Source organism: Pseudaquabacterium rugosum, assembly GCF_038066575.1.
Classification (GTDB): domain Bacteria; phylum Pseudomonadota; class Gammaproteobacteria; order Burkholderiales; family Burkholderiaceae_C; genus Pseudaquabacterium; species Pseudaquabacterium rugosum.
In genome coordinates this window covers 191,957-210,114 of sequence record NZ_JBBUTF010000003.1, presented here as the reverse complement: position 1 = coordinate 210,114, position 18,158 = coordinate 191,957, and the positions used below count along the sequence as shown (strand labels likewise).

Annotated in this window: 17 protein-coding genes and 1 tRNA gene; 7 read left to right on the top strand and 11 right to left on the bottom strand. The window is 71.7% G+C overall.

Annotation, left to right across the window (positions count from 1 at the left end; translation table 11 throughout):
* Positions 1 to 98 precede the first annotated feature (98 nt).
* The gene (locus AACH11_RS03565; RefSeq protein WP_341372820.1) at positions 99 to 1,595 is read right to left on the bottom strand and encodes an esterase-like activity of phytase family protein; all 1,497 of its coding nucleotides are present in this window, start codon (positions 1,593 to 1,595) and stop codon (positions 99 to 101) included.
* 166 nt (positions 1,596 to 1,761) lie between these two features.
* On the opposite strand from AACH11_RS03565, the gene AACH11_RS03560 reads away from it, so the two are divergent.
* From AACH11_RS03560 to AACH11_RS03550, 3 genes are all read left to right on the top strand, one after another.
* Complete coding sequence (locus AACH11_RS03560) at positions 1,762 to 3,096, top strand: efflux RND transporter periplasmic adaptor subunit (protein ID WP_341372819.1); 1,335 nt, start codon at positions 1,762 to 1,764, stop codon at positions 3,094 to 3,096.
* A gap of 1 nt (position 3,097) precedes the next feature.
* Positions 3,098 to 6,289: an efflux RND transporter permease subunit gene (locus tag AACH11_RS03555; protein WP_341372818.1), complete on the top strand. Its 3,192-nt coding sequence runs from the start codon at positions 3,098 to 3,100 to the stop codon at positions 6,287 to 6,289.
* 74 nt (positions 6,290 to 6,363) lie between these two features.
* On the top strand, positions 6,364 to 7,989 hold the full coding sequence (locus AACH11_RS03550) for an efflux transporter outer membrane subunit (protein WP_341372817.1): 1,626 nt from the start codon (positions 6,364 to 6,366) through the stop codon (positions 7,987 to 7,989).
* On the opposite strand, the gene AACH11_RS03545 is transcribed toward AACH11_RS03550, so the two are convergent.
* Positions 7,976 to 8,710, bottom strand: coding sequence for a siderophore-interacting protein (locus AACH11_RS03545; protein WP_341372816.1), 735 nt, complete (start codon positions 8,708 to 8,710; stop codon positions 7,976 to 7,978). The genes AACH11_RS03550 and AACH11_RS03545 overlap by 14 nt on opposite strands.
* 54 nt (positions 8,711 to 8,764) lie before the next feature.
* Here AACH11_RS03545 and AACH11_RS03540 point away from each other — a divergent pair, with 54 nt between their 5' ends.
* The 3 genes from AACH11_RS03540 (at position 8,765) to AACH11_RS03530 (ending at position 10,244) form a co-directional block, all read left to right on the top strand.
* On the top strand, positions 8,765 to 9,367 hold the full coding sequence (locus AACH11_RS03540; protein ID WP_341372815.1) for a MarR family winged helix-turn-helix transcriptional regulator: 603 nt from the start codon (positions 8,765 to 8,767) through the stop codon (positions 9,365 to 9,367).
* Between the two features lie 210 nt (positions 9,368 to 9,577).
* Positions 9,578 to 10,111 (top strand): ribonuclease E activity regulator RraA, encoded by a 534-nt coding sequence (gene rraA, locus AACH11_RS03535; RefSeq protein WP_341372814.1) that lies wholly within the window; start codon positions 9,578 to 9,580, stop codon positions 10,109 to 10,111.
* 56 nt (positions 10,112 to 10,167) lie between these two features.
* Positions 10,168 to 10,244: transfer RNA gene (locus AACH11_RS03530), tRNA-Pro, on the top strand.
* 72 nt (positions 10,245 to 10,316) lie between these two features.
* Here AACH11_RS03530 and AACH11_RS03525 read toward each other — a convergent pair.
* The 9 genes from AACH11_RS03525 to AACH11_RS03485 all read right to left on the bottom strand — a co-directional run bounded on the left by AACH11_RS03525 (position 10,317) and on the right by AACH11_RS03485 (position 17,730).
* Positions 10,317 to 12,365 (bottom strand): AAA family ATPase, encoded by a 2,049-nt coding sequence (locus AACH11_RS03525; RefSeq protein WP_341372813.1) that lies wholly within the window; start codon positions 12,363 to 12,365, stop codon positions 10,317 to 10,319.
* 8 nt (positions 12,366 to 12,373) lie between these two features.
* On the bottom strand, positions 12,374 to 13,417 hold the full coding sequence (locus tag AACH11_RS03520; protein ID WP_341372812.1) for a recombinase RecT: 1,044 nt from the start codon (positions 13,415 to 13,417) through the stop codon (positions 12,374 to 12,376).
* 17 nt (positions 13,418 to 13,434) lie between these two features.
* Positions 13,435 to 14,244: a RecB family exonuclease gene (locus AACH11_RS03515; RefSeq protein ID WP_341372811.1), complete on the bottom strand. Its 810-nt coding sequence runs from the start codon at positions 14,242 to 14,244 to the stop codon at positions 13,435 to 13,437.
* A 220-nt stretch (positions 14,245 to 14,464) separates the two neighbouring features.
* On the bottom strand, positions 14,465 to 14,800 hold the full coding sequence (locus AACH11_RS03510) for a hypothetical protein (RefSeq protein WP_341372810.1): 336 nt from the start codon (positions 14,798 to 14,800) through the stop codon (positions 14,465 to 14,467).
* Positions 14,797 to 15,207: a hypothetical protein gene (locus tag AACH11_RS03505; RefSeq protein ID WP_341372809.1), complete on the bottom strand. Its 411-nt coding sequence runs from the start codon at positions 15,205 to 15,207 to the stop codon at positions 14,797 to 14,799. The genes AACH11_RS03510 and AACH11_RS03505 overlap by 4 nt, the downstream gene beginning before the upstream one ends.
* A 267-nt stretch (positions 15,208 to 15,474) precedes the next feature.
* Positions 15,475 to 15,729, bottom strand: a complete 255-nt coding sequence (locus AACH11_RS03500) for a hypothetical protein (protein ID WP_341372808.1) — start codon at positions 15,727 to 15,729, stop codon at positions 15,475 to 15,477.
* 6 nt (positions 15,730 to 15,735) lie between these two features.
* Complete coding sequence (locus tag AACH11_RS03495) at positions 15,736 to 15,864, bottom strand: YHYH domain-containing protein (protein WP_341372807.1); 129 nt, start codon at positions 15,862 to 15,864, stop codon at positions 15,736 to 15,738.
* Between the two features lie 230 nt (positions 15,865 to 16,094).
* The gene (locus AACH11_RS03490) at positions 16,095 to 16,469 is read right to left on the bottom strand and encodes a hypothetical protein (protein WP_341372806.1); all 375 of its coding nucleotides are present in this window, start codon (positions 16,467 to 16,469) and stop codon (positions 16,095 to 16,097) included.
* An 838-nt stretch (positions 16,470 to 17,307) separates the two neighbouring features.
* Positions 17,308 to 17,730, bottom strand: a complete 423-nt coding sequence (locus AACH11_RS03485) for a helix-turn-helix domain-containing protein (RefSeq protein ID WP_341372805.1) — start codon at positions 17,728 to 17,730, stop codon at positions 17,308 to 17,310.
* Positions 17,731 to 17,834: 104 nt separating this feature from the next.
* On the opposite strand from AACH11_RS03485, the gene AACH11_RS03480 reads away from it, so the two are divergent.
* Positions 17,835 to 18,104 carry a transcriptional regulator gene (locus tag AACH11_RS03480; RefSeq protein ID WP_341372804.1) on the top strand — a complete coding sequence of 90 codons (270 nt, stop codon included), beginning with the start codon at positions 17,835 to 17,837 and terminating at the stop codon, positions 18,102 to 18,104.
* Positions 18,105 to 18,158: the final 54 nt, after the last annotated feature.

The following is an 18,158-nucleotide window of genomic DNA, read 5'->3' as shown; positions in this document are numbered from 1 at the left end:
GCGGGGGCGTGAGCATAGGCCACGCCGTGGCCGCCGCCCTGCGCCGTGCCGTGCTGCCGAGCTGAGCCCGGCCCGGCCCGGCGCAACGGCCCGGCGCCTCAGCCCCGGCGGCGGGCGCGCCAGCCGACCAGGCCCAGGCCGCCGGCCATCAGCGCCCAGGTCGAGGGCTCGGGCACCGGCGCCACGTAACCGCTGACATCGGCCGCATAGGCGTGCAGCACGCCCGGCAGCAGGCTGTAGTGCTGGGTGTCGAGCGCGGTCGAGGCGCCGCTGGCGGTCAGCGTGCAGCCCACCGTCTGGCCGACCGGGCACTGGATGGAGGCGGCATACGGATCGGCCTGGCTGAAGTCGAACCAGACGTCGAACTGCGTGCCGGTGCCGTTCTGCGTCACGCTGTAGTCGTTGTCGGTGCCGGCCAGGATCAGGTACTGGCCGTTGTCCAGCCGCGGGCCGACGGCCAGACCTTCCCACTTCTCGGGCGAGCGGTTGCCGAGCGCGGCCAGCGTGGCGGCGTCCAGGTCGATCACCTTGGCTTCCTTGCTCACGGCCACCACGCCCGAGGGCAGGGCGCCGCTGGTCGGCAGCTCGATCGCGCTGACGTCGGTGGCACCGCTCAGGTCGATCGTGTAGACGCTCTTGTCGGCCGTGGCCAGCTCGGCGCCGACGCCCACGCCGCGGTTGTTGCGCTCCAGCACCATGAAGCGCTCGTTGCCGAGGGCGACGATGGCCGAGATGCCCTGACCCTGGCCGTTGCGGTCCAGCTTGTACGCGTACTGGCCGACCGCCTCGCCGGTGGTGGTGTCGTACTTGACGATGCGGGTGTAGAGGCTGCGCGTCAGCGAGGTGCCGGCGGCGTTGAGCTGGCCGTCGACGACGGTGCCGTCCTGCAGCATCGCGTAGGCGTAGCGGCCGTCCGGGCTGATGGCCAGGCCTTCCAGGCCGCGGTTGCCCTCGCGGCCGGAGACCAGCGCGGTGGCCGCGGCGTTGTGGTCGACGCCGGCCGCCGTCGTCGGCACCAGATTGGCCGGCGTCGCGTAGGTGCGCAGCAGCTGGCCGTTGCGGTCGAACTCGCGGACCGAGGGGCCGTATTCGTCGGAGACCAGGAAGTGGCCGTTGACCGGGTTGACCACCAGCCCCTCGGGATCGAAGCTGCGGCCCAGCACCGAGGCCACCGACGGCGCCTTGCCGTTGAGCGCCTGGCCGGCATCGGTGAACAGCACCGTCTGCACGATCTGGAAGTTGCTGATGGCGCCGGTCGAGCGGTCCACGTCGAGCGTGAAGCGCTGCAGGCGGGTCGCGTAGTCCAGCGTGCCGCCGCCGGGGCCGCGGTCCGACAGGCCCCACCACTCGTTGCGGCCGGCGTCGTAGTACAGGTCGGAGAAATAGCCGACGCGGGCGTCGAACGTGCCCTGGCCGCTGAGGTCGGTCATCGCGCCCGACAGCGTCAGGCCGTTGACGAAACGGGCGTTGCTGACGGTCTGCGCCTGGGCCGGCGCCAGGGTGCCCAGGCCGGCGGCCAGCAGCAGGCTGGCGCACAGCGGACGCAGCCGATGGGCGAAGGCCGTGCGCGCGAAGGAGGAGGACTGCAGGGACATGGTGGACGACGTCTGTAGGAGGACATGCAGCGGCCTGCGGGCCGCCGCTTCACGAGCCAGCAACAGTACGGAGCGCCGATGACGGGGGCATGACAGCGGGTTCTCCCCAGTTGCTGCACATTTGCTGCCGAGCATCGCGGCACCTCGACGTTCTGAGTCCTGCCGCATGTCCGATCCGTCCTTGTCCCTCCTGTCCGTTCCATCCGCGTCGCGGGACCGTCCTCCGCCGGTGCGGCGGGCCGAGGGGAGGGGCGCCGCCCGGTCCGCCGGCCTGCTCGCCCTGGCGGCGACCGCGCTGCTGGCGGCCTGCGGTGCCGATGGTGGCACGACGCCAGGTCCGGGCCTGGCGGGGGCTTCGTCGGCATCCGCCGCCGGCCCGGCGCAGGCCGCGGCGCCTGCCGGCACGGCCAGCCCGGCGGGCGGGCGCAAGGGCGTCGGCGTGGTCACCGCCCGCACCGAGTCCCTGCAGCTGACAACCGAACTGAACGGCCGCGTGGCCGCTGCCGAGGTGGCCGAGATCCGGCCCCAGGTCGCCGGCGTGATCCAGGCCGTGCGCTTCGCCGAGGGCGCGCGGGTGCGCGCCGGCCAGGTGCTCTACGAGATCGATCCGGCCAGCTACCGTGCCGCGCTGGCCAGCGCCCAGGCCGCGGCCCAGCGCGCCGAGGCCGCGACCGAGGCGGCGAAGCTCAACGCCCAGCGCCAGGCCGATCTGTTCAAGGCCGAGGCCACCAGCGCCCAGCTGCTGCAGGACGCCCGCATCACGCTGCGCCAGGCCGAGGCCGATCTGGCCGCCGCCCGCGCGGCGGTCGACACCGCGCGGCTGAACCTGCAGCGCGCCAGCGTGGTCTCGCCGATCGATGGCGTGGCCGATCTGTCGACGGTGCGCGTGGGCGCGCTGGTCTCGGCCGCCCAGACCACGGCGCTGACGACGGTGCGCCAGCTCGACCCGGTGCTGGTCGACGTCAGCCAGTCGGCCACCGAGCTGCTGCAGCTGCGCCGCGAAGCGGCCGGCCGAGGCCAGGATCTGGCCCGCGGCGAGGCCCGTGCGCCGGTGCGCCTGCAGCTGGAGGACGGCACGGTCTACGGCCAGACCGGCCAGCTCGGCTTCTCCGGCGTGGCGGTCAACACCACCACCGGTGGCGTCACGCTGCGGGCGCGCTTTCCCAACCCGCAAGGGGTGCTGATGCCGGGCATGTACGTGCGGGCCCGGGTGCAGACGGCCGAGATCCCCGACGCGCTGCTGCTGCCGCAGCAGGCGGTGCGCCGGCAGGGCGCGGGCGGCTCGGCCCTGGTGGTCGAGGCCGGCGGCACGGTGGTGCGGCGCACGCTGCAGCTGGGCCGCGTGGTCGACGACCGGGTGCTGGTGCTGGCCGGCGTGCAGCCGGGCGAGCAGGTGATCGTCGAAGGCTCGCAGAAGGTCAAGCCGGGTGAGGTGGTGCAGGTCTGGCCGGTCGATCCGGTGGCAGTCAAGGGCCGTCCGGTCCTGGGCGGAGGCGCCTGACATGGCACGTTTCTTCATCGACCGGCCGGTGTTCGCCTGGGTGCTGGCCATCCTGGTCATGCTGGCCGGCGCACTGGCCGTCTGGCGCCTGCCGCTGGAGCAGTATCCCGACATCGCGCCGCCGCGCATCACGATCAACGCGACCTACACCGGCGCCTCGGCCAAGACGGTCGAGGACTCGGTCACCCAGGTCATCGAGCAGCGCATGAAGGGCCTGGACGGGCTGCTGGCCATGTCCTCCGGCAGCACCTCGGCCGGCAGCGCCAACGTGACGCTGAGCTTCGTCTCCGGCACCAATGCCGACATCGCCCAGATGCAGGTGCAGAACAAGCTGCAGCAGGCGATGACCCAGCTGCCGCAGGCGGTGCAGAGCCAGGGCGTGACGGTGACCAAGACCGGCACCGACTTCCTGCTCATCATGTCGCTGGTCTCGCCCGACGACGCGGTCACCGGCATCCAGATCGGCGACTACATCAATTCCAGCCTCGCCGACGTCATCAGCCGCATCGACGGTGTCGGTGAGGTGCAGACGCTGGGCACCGGCCACGCGATGCGCATCTGGCTGGATCCGGTCAAGCTGGCCGCTCGCGCGCTGATGCCGTCGGACATCAGCGGCGCGATCACGGCGCAGAACGCGCAGGTCTCGGCCGGCCAGGTCGCCGGTCTGCCGGCGGTGCCGGGCCAGCAGCTCAACGTCACCATCACCGCGCGCAGCAAGCTGCAGAGCCCGCAGCAGTTCCGCGACATCGTGCTCAAGACCGCCAGCGACGGCTCGCAGGTGCGGCTGTCGGACGTCGCCCGCGTCGAGCTCGGCGGCGAGAGCTACACCATCAACGCCCGCTACAAGGGCCGTCCGGCGGCCTCGCTCGGCGTGCGGCTGGCCGCCGGCGGCAATGCGGTGCAGGTGGCCGAGGCGGTGAAGGCGAAGTTCGCCGAGCTGCGGCCGGGCTTCCCGTACCAGCTGGAGCCGGTGCTCAGCTACGACACCACGCCCTTCGTGCGCCTGTCGATCGAGGAGGTGGTCAAGACGCTGCTGGAGGCGGTGGCCCTCGTCGTGCTGATCATGTACGTGTTCCTGCAGAGCTGGCGCGCGACGCTGATCCCGGCCATCACCGTGCCGGTGGTGCTGCTGGGCACCTTCGGCGTGCTGGCGGCCTTCGGCTACTCGATCAACAGCCTGACGCTGTTCGGCATGGTGCTGGCCATCGGCCTGCTGGTCGACGACGCGATCGTGGTGGTCGAGAACGTCGAGCGGGTGATGGCCGAACGGGGCCTGGGCCCGCGCGAGGCCACGCGCGAATCGATGCGCGAGATCACCGGCGCGCTGGTGGGCATCGCGCTGGTGCTGTCGGCCGTCTTCGTGCCGATGGCCTTCTTCGACGGCTCGACCGGCGTCATCTACCGCCAGTTCTCGATCACCGTGGTCTCGGCCATGCTGCTGTCGGTGCTGGCCGCGCTGACGCTGACGCCCGCGCTGTGCGCGACCGTGCTGCGCGGCCTGCCGCCGGGCGCCACCCATGCCGCCCATGCCGGCTGGGTCGGGCGTTTCTTCGGTGGCTTCAACCGCGGCTTCGCGCGCGGCACCGAGGGCACGGTGCGGCTGGGGGGCGTGCTGGTGCGCCGTGCGGCACGCACGATGCTGGTCTATGCGCTGCTGGTGGCGGCCACCGTGGCCCTCTACCGGGGCATGCCCACCAGCTTCCTGCCCGAGGAGGACCAGGGCGTGCTGATGGCCGAGGTGCGCCTGCCCTCGGGCGCGACGGCCGAGCGGCTGCAGCGCTCGCAGCAGCTGTTCGAGCAGTGGCTGTCGCGCCAGAGCGACGTGGCCGGCTACACGATGATCAGCGGCCTGGGCGGCGACCAGGCCACCGGCCGCGCCTTCATCCGCCTGAACGACTGGAGCCAGCGCGGCGGCCCGGGCCAGGCCGCGGCCGACATCGCCCGCCGCGCCAACCAGGAGCTGGCCAGGCTGCGCGATGCGCGCGTGTTCGTGATGGCGCCGCCGACCATCCGCGGTCTGGGCTCGTCCGGCGGCTTCACGCTGCAGCTGCAGGACCGTGCCGGTGCCGGCCATGCCGCGCTGGTGCAGGCCCGTGACGCGCTGATCAGCGCCGCCCAGCAGCGGCCCGAACTGGCCCAGGTGCGCTTCAGCGGCCTCGACGATGCCCCTCAACTCGGCATCGAGATCGACGACCGCAAGGCCGGCGCGCTGGGGCTGTCGACCTCGGACGTCAACAGCACGCTGTCGGTGGCCCTCGGCGGCAGCTACGTCAACGACTTCATCGACCAGGGCCGGGTCAAGAAGGTCTACCTGCAGGGCGACGCGCCCTGGCGCATGGCGCCCGAGGCCATCATGGCCTGGCAGGTGCGCAACGGCAGTGGCGAGATGGTGCCGTTCTCGGCCTTCGCCCGCGTGGCCTGGACGGCCGGCGCGCCCAAGCTGGAGCGCTACAACGGCTTCGGCGCCTTCGAGATCGTCGGCGAGGCGGCCAAGGGCGTCAGCTCGGGCCGTGCGATGGCGGTGATGGAGGCGCTGGCCGCCACGCTGCCCGAGGGCTTCGGCATCGAATGGGCCGGCCAGAGCTGGCAGGAGCGGCTGTCGGGCTCGCAGGCGCCGGCGCTCTACGCGCTGTCGGTAATGTTCGTCTTCCTGTGCCTGGCCGCGCTCTACGAGAGCTGGTCGATCCCGCTGTCGGTGATGCTGGTGGTGCCGCTGGGCGTCATCGGTGCGCTCGGCCTGAGCACGCTGGCCGGGCTCAACAACGACGTGTACTTCCAGGTCGGCCTGCTGACCACCGTCGGCCTGGCGGCCAAGAACGCGATCCTGATCGTGGAGTTCGCGCAGAGCCTGCGCCAGCAGGGCCTGGATCTGGTGGAGGCCACGCTGCAGGCGCTGCGCCAGCGTCTGCGGCCGATCCTGATGACCTCCCTGGCCTTCATCTTCGGCGTCCTGCCGCTGGCGCTGGCCCGTGGCGCGGGCGCCGGCAGCCAGCGCGCGATCGGCACCGGCGTGCTCGGCGGCATGCTGAGCGCCACGGTGCTGGGCGTGCTGTTCGTGCCGGTGTTCTTCGTGCTGGTGCGCGGCTGGGTCGAGCGCCGCGCGGCGCGGCGGGCCGCGCGCTCCGGCGGTGCGCCCGCCGGTGCCCATCCGGTGGCCGCCGCGCCGCTGGACGGCCGCACGGAGGGCCTGTGATGCGTGCCGCACCGATGAAATCCCCCGTGGTGGCGGCCCGCACGCCGCAGCCGTCGATCGCCCGGAGAGGCCCGATGTCCGATGCCCAGACGGCCGAGCCGTCGACCCCGTTCCTGGACCCCGCGGCGGCACGGCCGTGGCCCGCCCTGCAGCCGCCGTGTGCCGCCCGCTGGCCGGTGGCGCTGGGGATTGCCGGCGCGCTGCTGCTGTCGGCCTGCGCCAGTCCGGGCCCGGGCCCGGTCCGCACACCGGCGCCACCGGCGGGCCCGGCGGCCGTCATCGCATCCGCCGTGCCGGCGCAGTGGCGCGCGCTGCAGACCACCGCAGCGGACGCGGGCGCCACGCCCGTGGAGGCCGGCCTGGCGGTGCCGGCGGCGAGTGCGGCCGACACCGAAGCCGAGGCCGACATCGCCATGGACTGGCCCGCGCTGGTCCGCGATGCCCGCCTGCACGCGGTGCTGACCCGGGCGATGGCCGACAGCCGCGACCTGCGCGTCAGCGCGCTGACGCTGGCCAAGGCGCGGGCCACGCTCGGCGTGACCGAGGCCAATGCCTGGCCGGTCATCAGCGCCAGCACCGGCCTGAGCAGCGCGCGCACGCCGGCCGAGGCCAACACCTCGGGCCAGGTCAGCCATGCCCGGACCTTCAGCGCGGCGCTCGGTGTCTCGGCCTGGGAGCTGGACTTCTTCGGCCGCCTGGCCAGCCTGCGCGACAGCGCGCTGCAGACCTGGCTGGCCAGCGCCCAGACCCAGCGCACCACGCGCCTGACCCTGGTGGCTGATCTGTGCACCGCCTGGCTGAACGTGGGCGCGGCCCAGCAGGGCCGGGCGCTGGCGCAGCGCACGCTCGACAGCCAGCAGCAGACGCTGGCGCGTGGCCGTCAGCGGGTGGTGCTCGGCGCCGACAGCCCGCTGGCGCTGGTCAGCACCGAGGTGGCGGTGGAGACCGCGCGCCGCGATCTGGCGGCCTGGGACACCACGCTGCAGCAGGCCCGCAACGCGCTCGACCTGCTGGCCGGCGCGCCGGTGCCCGAGGCCCTGCTGCCGGGCACGGACGGGCCGCAGGACGCGCCGCTGCTGCTGGCCAGCCTGCCGGCGGACCTGCCGTCCAGCCTGCTGCTGCGTCGGCCCGACGTGCAGGCGGCCGAGTTCCAGCTGCGCGCGGCCCATGCCGACATCGCCGCGGCACGTGCCGCGCTGTGGCCCAGCATCAGCCTGACCGCCTCGGCCGGCACCGCCAGCCGCAGCCTGGGTGAGCTGTTCCGTGGCGGGGCCTGGAGCTTCGCGCCCACGGTCAAGCTGCCGATCTTCGATGGTGGCGCGGCCCGCGCGACGCTGCGTGCCGGCGAGCTCGCCGCCGAGCTGCAGCTGGCCAGCTACGAGAAGACGGTGCAGACCGCCTTCCGCGAGGTGGCTGACGCGCTGGCCGTGCGCGCGACGCTGGCGCCCCGTCTGCAGGCCCAGCAGACGCTGGTGACGCGTTATCAGAGGGCCCTTGAACTGACCCGGGCGCGGGTCGAGGCCGGCGCCGACAGCCCGCTGCTGCAGCTGGAGGCCGAGCGCAGCCTGCAGACGGCGCAGCAGGCGCTGGTCACGCTGCGGCAGGCCGAGCTGGCCAACCGGGTGACGCTGTTCAAGGTGCTGGGCGGCGGCTGGGCGCCGCGGCGCGAGGTGCCGTTGGCCGCGCTCAGTGCTCGTTGAAGTCGCTGACGCCGCGCTTCCAGTAGCTCGAGACCTTGAGGTCGGCGCTGTCGATGCCCAGCTCGCCGGCCAGCAGCTCACGCACCTGGGCCATCAGACGGTGTTCGCCGGCGGCCCACACGAAGTGGCTGCCCGCGGGCTTGCCATGGGCGCGCAGGGCCGCCAGCAAGGCCGCATCGTCGTGCAGCCAGTGCACCCGGGCGTCGGCCGGGCTGCTGACCGCGCGGGCGTCGGCCGCGTCGTCCAGCCGCACGAAGGCCTGCACCCGACGGCCGGCGGGCAGCTCCTCCAGGCGCCTGAGGATGGCGGGCAGGGCGCTGGCGTCGCCGATCAGCAGCTGCCAGTCGTCGTCGGCGGGAATCAGCATCGAGCCGCGCGGCCCGCCGATCTCGGCCACGGTGCCGACATCGGCCTGACGGGCCCAGTCGCTGGCCGGGCCGTGGGCATGCAGCGCGAATTCGATCGTCAGCGTGCCGGCGACGGTGTCGAAGGCGCGGGGCGTGTAGTCGCGCTTGACCAGGCTGCCGTCGGGCTGCGGCAGCAGCAGCTTGACGTGGTCGTCGAAGCCGTCGGAGCGGAAGTCGTGCAGGGAGGCGTCCGCGAAGGTCAGGCAGACGAAGCCCGGGCTGGGCGTTTCACGGCGGATGACGCGCAGCGTGCGGCGCCGGAGTTCGTGGCGCACCCGTTGCACGCGGCTGCGACCGAGGAGCGAGGACAGCATGGTCAGCGAAGGGCGGCGCGATGGCCGTGGCCTTGTTGGTTGATAATGTCATCCATGATGCGCAAGAAAATTGACCATGTCAACCAATCGGGTGCGCCCGGGGGGGCGATCCCGACGGCGGTGGCCACCGACTCCGGGGACGCGGCGCCCACCGTCGCGGGCGTGCCGGTCATGCCCGCCACGCCCGCCACGCCCGCGGCGTCCGCGGCGTCCGCGGCGTCCGGCGAGGACGCGGACGTCTTCGATGCGGTCCACGGCCTGATGCACGCCCTGCGCGCCCGCCTGCACGCCGACCTGCGGACCTCGGCGGACGAGGGCGGCCTGACCCCGATGGAAGGCAAGACGCTGGGCTTCTTCGCCCGCCATCCGGGCGCCACCCAGCGGGAGCTGGCCGAGCACGCGGGCCGCGACAAGGCCCAGATCGCCCGCCTGGTCGCGGCCTTGCGCGATCGGGGGCTGTTGCGCGCCGAGACCGATGCGCAGGACCGCCGCCAGGTCCGGCTCTACCTCAGCGGTGACGCGGCCCGGCATCATGCGGCCCTGCAGCAACGCCGCCGGGCCCTGGCCGCGCGCGCCGTGCGCGGATTCAGCGCCGCCGAGCGCGCGGCCCTGCTGCAGGCGCTGGCGCGCATGCGCGGCAATCTGGACGAGGACTGATGCGCGGCGGCGGCCCCGTGGGCCCGGACCGATCCGGTGCTGCCCTGCGGTACAGCCGCAGCGGCTCAGGACGGAACGACGCTGTCGCGGGATGCCACAGCCAGCCTGCCGTCAGGCCGGGTGGGCCACACTGGCGGTCCGGTGGCCGCGCCGGTGCCGGCCATGCACGACGTGCCCGCATCGCCGGTCCCGCCGAGTCCCGATTCCACGATGCTGATCACCACCATGCGCACCGAAAACCCGTCCCACGAGCCCACCTGCGACATCTGTGACCGCCTGAAGGACCGCGCCGAGCAGGGCGATGCCCTGCGTGTGCTGCCGCCGGTCTTCCGCCATTTCGGCGGTCGCACCGCGTTTGCCGGTCCGGTGGTCACCGTGCGATGCCACGAGGACAACACCTCGGTCAAGGCCTTGCTGGAAGGCCCGGGCCTGGGCCGGGTGCTGGTGGTCGACGGCGGCGGCTCGCTGCGCCGGGCGCTGGTCGGCGGCAACATCGCGGCCGCAGCGGCCCGCAACGGCTGGGCTGGCGTGGTCGTGGACGGCTGCGTGCGCGACGTGGCGGAACTGGCCGCGGCCGATGTCGGCCTGTGTGCGCTGGCACCGATGCCCCTGCCGACCGAGCGACGGATCGCCGGCCAGATCGACGTCCCGGTGCGCATCCAGGGCGTCACGGTCCGGCCCGGCGAATGGCTGTGCGCGGATGCCGATGGCATCGTCGTGTTGCCGCAGGCGCCCGGGAACTGAAATACCCGGCTAGAATGGCAGGCTCGATCGGCGGCAAGCGCAGCCGGTCGGACCGTCGGGGTGTAGCGCAGTCTGGTAGCGCATCTGCTTTGGGAGCAGAGGGTCGGATGTTCGAATCATCTCACCCCGACCATATAAATCAACGACTTAGCGCAGTTCAGAGGCTGCAGCGGCTTCTAACTTTTCCGGGGTCTTCTAACCTCGGTCACTTCGTCGCCTTAGTTCGCACGGTAGATCGGCGCCTGATGTAGTCGGCCGTCTGCCCCTGCGTCGTGTGGTCCAGCATCTCGCGCGCGGCCTCGATGCCCTCGGCTGCGGCTTTGTCCGTGGCCGCCTTGGCCCGCAGGTCGCGGAACATGCACGGCGCCACACCGGAGCGGCGCACCGCGCGCTGCCACGCGGCGGCCAGCGCCTCATAGGTCAGCGGCGTCCGGTCGACGCTTTCGAACAGGTAGGCGTGCAGGCCCCGCTTCACCCCCTGCAGGCGCTTGACCACGGCGCGCAGCCGCGGTGTCCACTCGACCAGCACCGGCCGGCTCGTCGTCGTCTTCGTCCGGCGCAGCATCAGTCCGTCGGCGCAGACGTGCGGCGCATCCGGCTGCGCCGGGTCGCGCCGGATCCGCAGGTCCAGCAGCACCGACACGTCGGCCGCGGTCAGCATGGCCAGCTCGATCGCGGCGGCTGTCGTGAGACCGCTGCGGTTGCGCCGGCCGTCGTCGCCGCGGAGCGCGCCGACCTTGATCCGTCGGACCTCGCTGTCCGTCAGGCTGCGGGCGCGCGCGACCTCGGTCATGGTGCGGATCGCTGTCACCGGGTTGGCCGACTGCGCCAGGCGCTCGCGGATCGGGCCCAGCGCCTGGGCCAGCATCTCGGCCGGGATGCCGTCCGGGCCGAGCCGGTCGGCGATGGCCGTCCAGCTCTCGACGGCGGCGTGCGCCGCGGCGGCCTTGGCGGTGGTTTGGTCGGCGCTGGTGGCTGCCGCGGCCTGGGCCTGCAGCCGGTCGCGCACACGCTCGGCCGCCAGGCTCTGCGACTGCAGGTCGGCCAGGTCGGCGCGCAGCTGGGCGTCGTCGATGGTGGTGTAGGCGGCCAGCTCAGCGCGGCGGGCCGTCAGCTGGTCGCGGGCGGACGTCGATGCGTCGGCGTCGCGCTGGCTGGCGGCGACGGCGCGCTCCATCATCTCGACGGCCTGCCGCTTGGCGGGCACGGCGGCGCTGGCTTCGGCGTCACCGCTGGCGCCAGCGTTGACCGCACCATGCTCCGCGACATAGGCCTGCAGGGTGCGCGATGCCTCGCGGCCGACGACGCTGTCGTGATCGACGCCGCCCAGCACGTAGAGCGCGTTCAGCGAGCGCGCCAGGTCGTGCACCAGGCCGGCCCGCGGCGCGATGCCGGCGGCATCCTCCAGGCGCGCCAGCTCAGCGCGCTGGCTGGCCAGCAGCTCGCGGTCACCGGACAGCTTCGCGGCGCGCCGGGCCAGCAGGCCGGCCGCCTCCTCCAGCCGCGCGATCGACGCGGCCAGCTGCTGCCGGCCGTCGTTCTGCGCGGCGGCCGCGCCCAGCTGCTGCTGCAGCTCACCGAGGCGGGCCCGCATGTCGGCGACCCGCTGCGCAGCAGCATCGATCTCCGCGCGGTCGACGGCCGGCGATGGCGCCTTCCAGGTCTTGGCCTTCTCGCCGCCGAAGTTCTCGCCGGTCAGCTCGCGCCATGCGCCCTTGGCGGCCGTGGCTTGGGTCTTGGCTTCCTCGGCCGCAGCCGGGAAGCCCGAGCGCAGCAGGGGCAGCACGCGATCCACGCGGGCAGCGTCGCAGCCGCTGGCGATCAGGCTGGCCCGCACGGTCGCGCTGTCGGCGCGGATGCCGGCCAGGCCGAACAGGAACGCGCGCCGGTCGGTCGACGACATGCCGGCCAGACGCTGGCCGCCCAGCACGTAGGGCAGCACCGGGTCGGGCTCGCGGCCCTTCTGGCCGTCGGCGATCTTGCCGCCGGCGGTGATGGTGACGTGCCACGCGACGCCGTCGCCGTCGACCACCTCGCACAAAGCGTGATCGGCGCCGGCGTGCACCAGCTGCGCGGCCTCCTTCTTCAGGCCCACGCGACCCAGGTCGGCCGTCAGCGCCAGCGCGATCGCGTCGCGGATGCTCGACTTGCCGGCGCCGTTGCGGCCGGCGATCAGCTGCACCCGCTCGGGCATGGCCAGCTCGATGTCGCGCGCGCCGAGGAAGCCGCGCACGGTCAGCTTGTTGATCTGCATGCCGGGCCTCACTCGATGACGGTCTGACCAGCCGAGCCGGCGCCGCGGCGGGCCACGCGGGCGGCAGGCGAGGCGGCGGGCGGCTGGGTCGGGGCGGGTGCCGGGGTCGGCGCCGGGGCGCTGGCCAGCTGGCGGTCGCGCTGGATCAGGGCCTGCATCGCGCGGTCGCGGTCGGGGCCGTCGGGCAGCTCCTCGGCCTCGTCGCTCAGCACCTGCAGCGTCTCCAGGTCGGTGCAGGCGGCGATGCGGCGGCAGAAGGTGTCGATGTCGAAGGCGGGGGGCTGACTGGCCTGCTGCTGCGCCTGCTGCGGCTGCTCGTCCACGAAGCGCACCAGGTCGCCATCCAGCACCACGCCCTGGCCGGTGTCGGCCTTGTCCGCCAGCTCGGTCGCGGTGGCCAGCTCGACGCTCTGCGGCATGTACTTCAGCACCTGCAGCAGCGCCACCTTGCGGCCGTACATCTCGAAGTTGTTCTCGCCCTGCTTGGCGTAGTGGCGGCCACCGACCTTGTTGTACTCGGCCAGGTGGCGCTCGACCTTGCCGCGGGTCCAGACCTCGATGATGGGCATCTGCGCATCGCGGACGCGGCCAATGGCGTAGACGTGGGTCCAGCGCCCGGACACCTCGTCACCCGGCTTGTGCCGGCAGAACGGCGCATCACCGAGCTGATAGTCGAACTCGTCGCCGGGCATCACGACGCCGGTCCAGACGGTTGCGCGGCCGGCGCGAGCCACCAGGTCAACCAGGCCCTTCCAACCCGGGACGAAGGTGCAGGTGCCCTTGTAGGGGATCAGGTAGCCTTGGCCGTTGACGCCCGGCTCCAGACCCAGCTGGCCGGCGATCATGAGCGAGGCAGCGATGCTGCGCATGTCGCAGCGCTGCAGATCCTGGCTGGAGCTGAACGCCGTCAGCACCAGGCGCGCCATGCGGTCGGCGTTCATGTGCTTGGGCAGCGCCAGGGCCAGCTGACCCTTCATGCGGTCGAGCTGGCTGCGCAGCTGGGTGATGGGGGAGGCGTCGCGCTTCTGCAGATCAGCGATGTCGGTTGCCATGATGTCGTCTCTGTCGATCACTCGTGGTAAGGGCAGCTGTTCCAGCGGGCGCAGTAGCGCTCGCTGCACAGCACGGATTGCGTGTTGGGTGGGAACAGGCCGGTGCGGAACATGGCCGCGGCGTGCTGGATCAGGCCCGGCGCTTCGCCGGTGCCGACCATCACCCGCCGGGCGTCGATGACGCGCGAGGCCGCACCGGCGGGGCGGCTCGACGTCTGCAGGGCGATCACCTGGGCGCCCGACGTGAGCTCGCCCGTGGTGGCCTCGTACATCAGCTGGTAGGTGCCCAGCTGCGGCGCGCGGCCGCGGACCTGGGCGACCCCGTCGACGATCACGCGCGAACCGGTCTTGATGTCCGGGATGACGGTCCCGCCGTCGGTGCGGGCAACGCGAGCCCGGTCCATCGTGCCGGTCAGGCGCACGACGATCCCGCCGCCGCAGTCGATGTCCAGCGGCTCCAGCTCAGCCTCAACGGCCACGAACTCGAAGCGGGGGGCCAGCTCGGTGCAGTAGATGCCCACCAGCGCCAGGCCGATCCGCTCAGCCTGCGACAACGACAGCTCGTCGCCGCTGAAGTCAACCTCGCGCTCCGGCTTGCGCAGCGCGTCAACGAACACGCCGGCCGCGGCATCAACCTCGATCGGCTCGGCACCCGGCAGGCGGGCCGCATCGAATGCCGCGGTTGCGGCATGCACCGACGTGCCCAGGTGGGCCCGCATGCCCGACGGCTTGCGGATGCTCAGCAGGTGCTCGCCCTCCCATCTGAACGCGCAGTCGAACAGGCTCCCCCAGCTCGATGCGCGGACGCGGTAGACGCTCGGCGTCATCACGATCAATCCTCCACCGGCGCGCGGCCGGCATGCTCGTGGCAGTGGGAATAGCCGCTGTCGCCAGGGCCGAATCGGCGCCCGCAGTGCGAGCACCCAACGTTCAAAAACCGGAGCCCGGGCCGAGGGATGGCGGGTGCAACGCGAGCCCACAGGGCGGCGATCTCGGCGCGGCGCCGGATCGCCTCCCAGGTCTCGGGGGCAAGGCTGACGGCAGCCATCACGCGCCCCGCGCCAGCCAGGCCAGGGCCGCCACAACCGCGGCCGCCGCAACGCCGCAGGTGGTCACCACCCAGCTGCGCGGCGCGCCGGCCTGCTCGGCCATGTCGGCGCCGATCTCGGTGCAGGCCTCCGCGGCCATGGCCGGCCAGCGGCTGGCGTCCTCGGCATCCAGGCCGCGGGCGGCCATCGTCAGCTCTGCGCGCATGGGCGCCTCCTCGGTCGTGGTGGTGATCGGGTCGATGAGCGCGACCGGCAGGGCGATCGCGGCGGCCATCAGCAGGGCACCGGTGATGCCCTCGATGCGCTCGCGCATCAGGCTCTTGCGCGGGCTCACGGGCCCACCTCTTCGCCCAGGTCATCGGCCAGGTCGGCCGTGGTGAACAGGCCCACGTTGTCGGCGGCGTACTCGGCCGCCATCAGCAGCGCCGCCTGCTGCAGCGCGGCCACCGCGCCGGCCGGGCTCGGTGCGTCACCGAGGGCGCAGCGCAGGGCCAGCGCCAGGGCCTCACCGATGCCGCGCGAGTCGACGAAGTAGCTGACCGCGGTCGGGATGCTGATCGGGCTGCCGCCGTCGATGGCCAGCTGCGTGCCGGCGGCGAAGGCCGCCAGCGCGGCGTCCTGCGCCAGCTCCAGTGGGTCGACGTGACCCTCGTCGTCGAAGTTGCGCGGGTCGGCCGCGTGGCTGGTGTTGGTGCCGTAGTGGTCCAGGTCGGACCCGGCGGTGATCGTGGCGTGTGCCATCTGTGCCCCCTGCAGCTCTGTGCTGCGATGGGAGTACGATAGGCGCACCTTACATCGGTGTCAATAGGTGTGCCTATCAAATTGAGAGGCATCCCCAGAACAGGTGACGCCGAACGCGACAGCGCGCGACGCCGGACGCATCGCCACGCGCCCGGATGCACACCGAAACGCGACACGGCGCGACGCCGGACGCAAAAAAGCCCGCACGGGGCGGGCTTCGGTGGGGGGCGAGCGGGCCGAACTTGCGACCCTGCCGGCGTCAGAACGTCACCAGGCGGGATCCTTCGTGCCGTCCTTGCCCGTGTGCGGGTTGGTGTTCGGCTTGCTCGTCCAGTTGTCTCGCTGCGTGTCGTTGCGGTTCGTCCTGTTGTGCGGCGCCACGTACGTGCCGTCCTTCTTGGTGTAGCCGGACACGCTGTGCTCGCCGCCCGGCAGCTTGTAGCCGCCATGGCCTCGGGCATGGGCGACGCCGGCCGACATCAGCAGGACGCAGGCCGCCGCAGCGGCGGTGAAGGTCTTCATCATGGTTCAGTGGCAGTGGTAGCCGCCGTGCTTGTGGTCGTTGTGGCAGCCGTTGCGGTCCGTGCCGCCACCGTGGGCCCAGGCCTGGCCGATGCACAGCAGAGCGGCCATGGCGGCCGCGGCGATCTTCTTCATGTGGGAGCTCCCGTTGTGTGCCAGCGAGCGGCTGGCGACGCACTACGGGGCGGGAGTGTCCGCATTGCGTCTGCCTGACGCATCCGCTCGACCGGGTGGACGTGAAAATTCACGACCGCAGGGGTCGGTGTCGTTCAATGGTAGGACGACAGCCGGGTGTCGAGCGGGCGTGAAAAAGCCCGCTCTGGGCGGGCTTCTGGCGCAGAGGGCGCCGACGGCTGGCGACCTTGTCAGCGCGTCGGGCGCAACAGGGCGGTCGCAAGGCCGACCGCGGCCGTTGTGCCGATCGCCACCGCCGGCCACTCGTGACCGCTCATGGCGAGCCGGTAGGCGATGTAGACGCAGAACGCGCTGATCGCGACCACGCAGATCTTGCCGAACATCCGCTCGGCCAGAATCATATAGTCGACGCGCTTATCTCGCGCGCGCCTTTCCGCGGCTTCTATTTCTGTTTGCCGAGCAACCCAATCCACGAGATCAGGCCGAAATGCATGTAGCCTTTCCAGTTGCGCAACCGGGACAATCGGCGCATCGGACTCGTGCTGCGTGAGTGCGACGTGGCTATCGCCCTTGCGGCTTTCCACGCGCGTCTGCTTGTTGGCCATGCGCGCCCCTTTCAGCTGATTCCAGCTTCAAGGCTGCATGCATGTCTTGGCCGACACGATTCCAGTCGCCGCGCAGGCTCATGGCATCGTCCATGAAACTGCTGTGCTCCGGATATGCCCGCGGCCGAAAAGCCGAAAGCAGGCTTGCGGCACCTTCCAATAGTATCTGAATGTGTCTCATGCTTGCCCCTGTTCTTCCCTGGATCGGACTGTGCCACGTTGTTGTTTCCCCTGTTGCCCAGAGGTGGACTACCGATCCACCTCAACTGTAAGTCAATCCCGCATCTGATGTGCGTAGGACGGCGCCGCGCCATGCGGCGTCCCGCGTCGTTGTGCATGACATCCGCGTCGCAGTCGCGGGACACCTCTGTCAGCGGCGTGGCGATGGACTTGCCGCGAAAGACGGCAGCCCAGGGCGCTGGGTGCGGGTTGCAATCTAAATTAATATAATTGCCTACGAGAATGGAGTGATTCAATGTATCTTTCCACTCCATCAATTCGGTCATGCAGTCGATCGACTGATTTATTCTTCTCGGCTTCTATCGTTGATAGTTTGTGCTCAAGTTGCTTTATTTCCGATTTTAATCCATCAAGAATTGGCCATATCACAATATAGAGAAAGGACGAAATACCCAAAGCAATTTGCCCATAATCAAACCAATTTAGGGCTATAAGCACTACGATTGATCCGGTGATCAATTCATATAGAAGTCTCTTCAAAATATTCCCCAATCCCTGTCTATTCCCTCAACCTTGGCCCCCGTGGCCACGCGGGGCAGGTGAGGACCACACACCGGCGGCCGCCTACGGGGCGGCAGTCTGTAGACCTGGGCCACGCTCAGGCTGCGCGCTGGCGTTTGACGGGCTCGGCGCCGCCGGCAGCGCCGGCCTGCAGCAGCTGCAGCACCAGGCCGGTCCACGGCCCCTGACCGCCGGCGCGCGCCAGCCCCGCCAGGTTGGCGGCGGCCGCTTCGCGCATGTCCGGCGGCGCTGCGGCGAGGGCGATGCCCAGCACCTCCAGTGCCTCGCCCAACGTCGGGGCAGTCGGCGCCGGGGCGGCCGGCGCGCCTTGGTCGCGCATTGGCCCCACGCCATCCAGCAGCCAGCGCGGGCGGACGCCAAGGTACTCGGCCGCCAGGATGAGCGTTGCGGCCTTCAGGGTCTTGGTCTCTCCGCGGAACCAGTCCGACACAGACGGGCGCGCGACGCCGCAGTAGCGCGCCAGATCCGCCTGCAATCCCCCGCCCGGGCGCTCATCCATCGCGCGCGTGAATCGTTCAGCAAGCGTATTCATTAGGGCAGCCTATCTAGCCGCACGAAGGCGCACCTTGCGTGTAACGATAGGTGCGCCTATCATCAGACCGCATGACGAACCTGATCGATGACCTGGGGGGCGTCGCCGCGGTCGCGCGCATGGCCGGCGTGCGAATGCCGACGGTGAGCGGGTGGCGCGGCCGCATTCCTGCGCTGCGCTGTCCAGCGATCGAGCGCGAGAGCGGCACCCCCGTCGAAGAGCTCCGCCCCGACGTCACCTGGGCCCGCATCCCCGACCCCACCTGGCCGCACCCCGACGGCCGGCCGTGCATCGACGTGGCCGGCCCGCCGGCTCAACTGGAGAGCAGCAATGCGAAGTGAAGCCGACGTGGCAACCGAGGCGACCGCTGCGGGGCCCTCTGCCCCGAAAGAGCG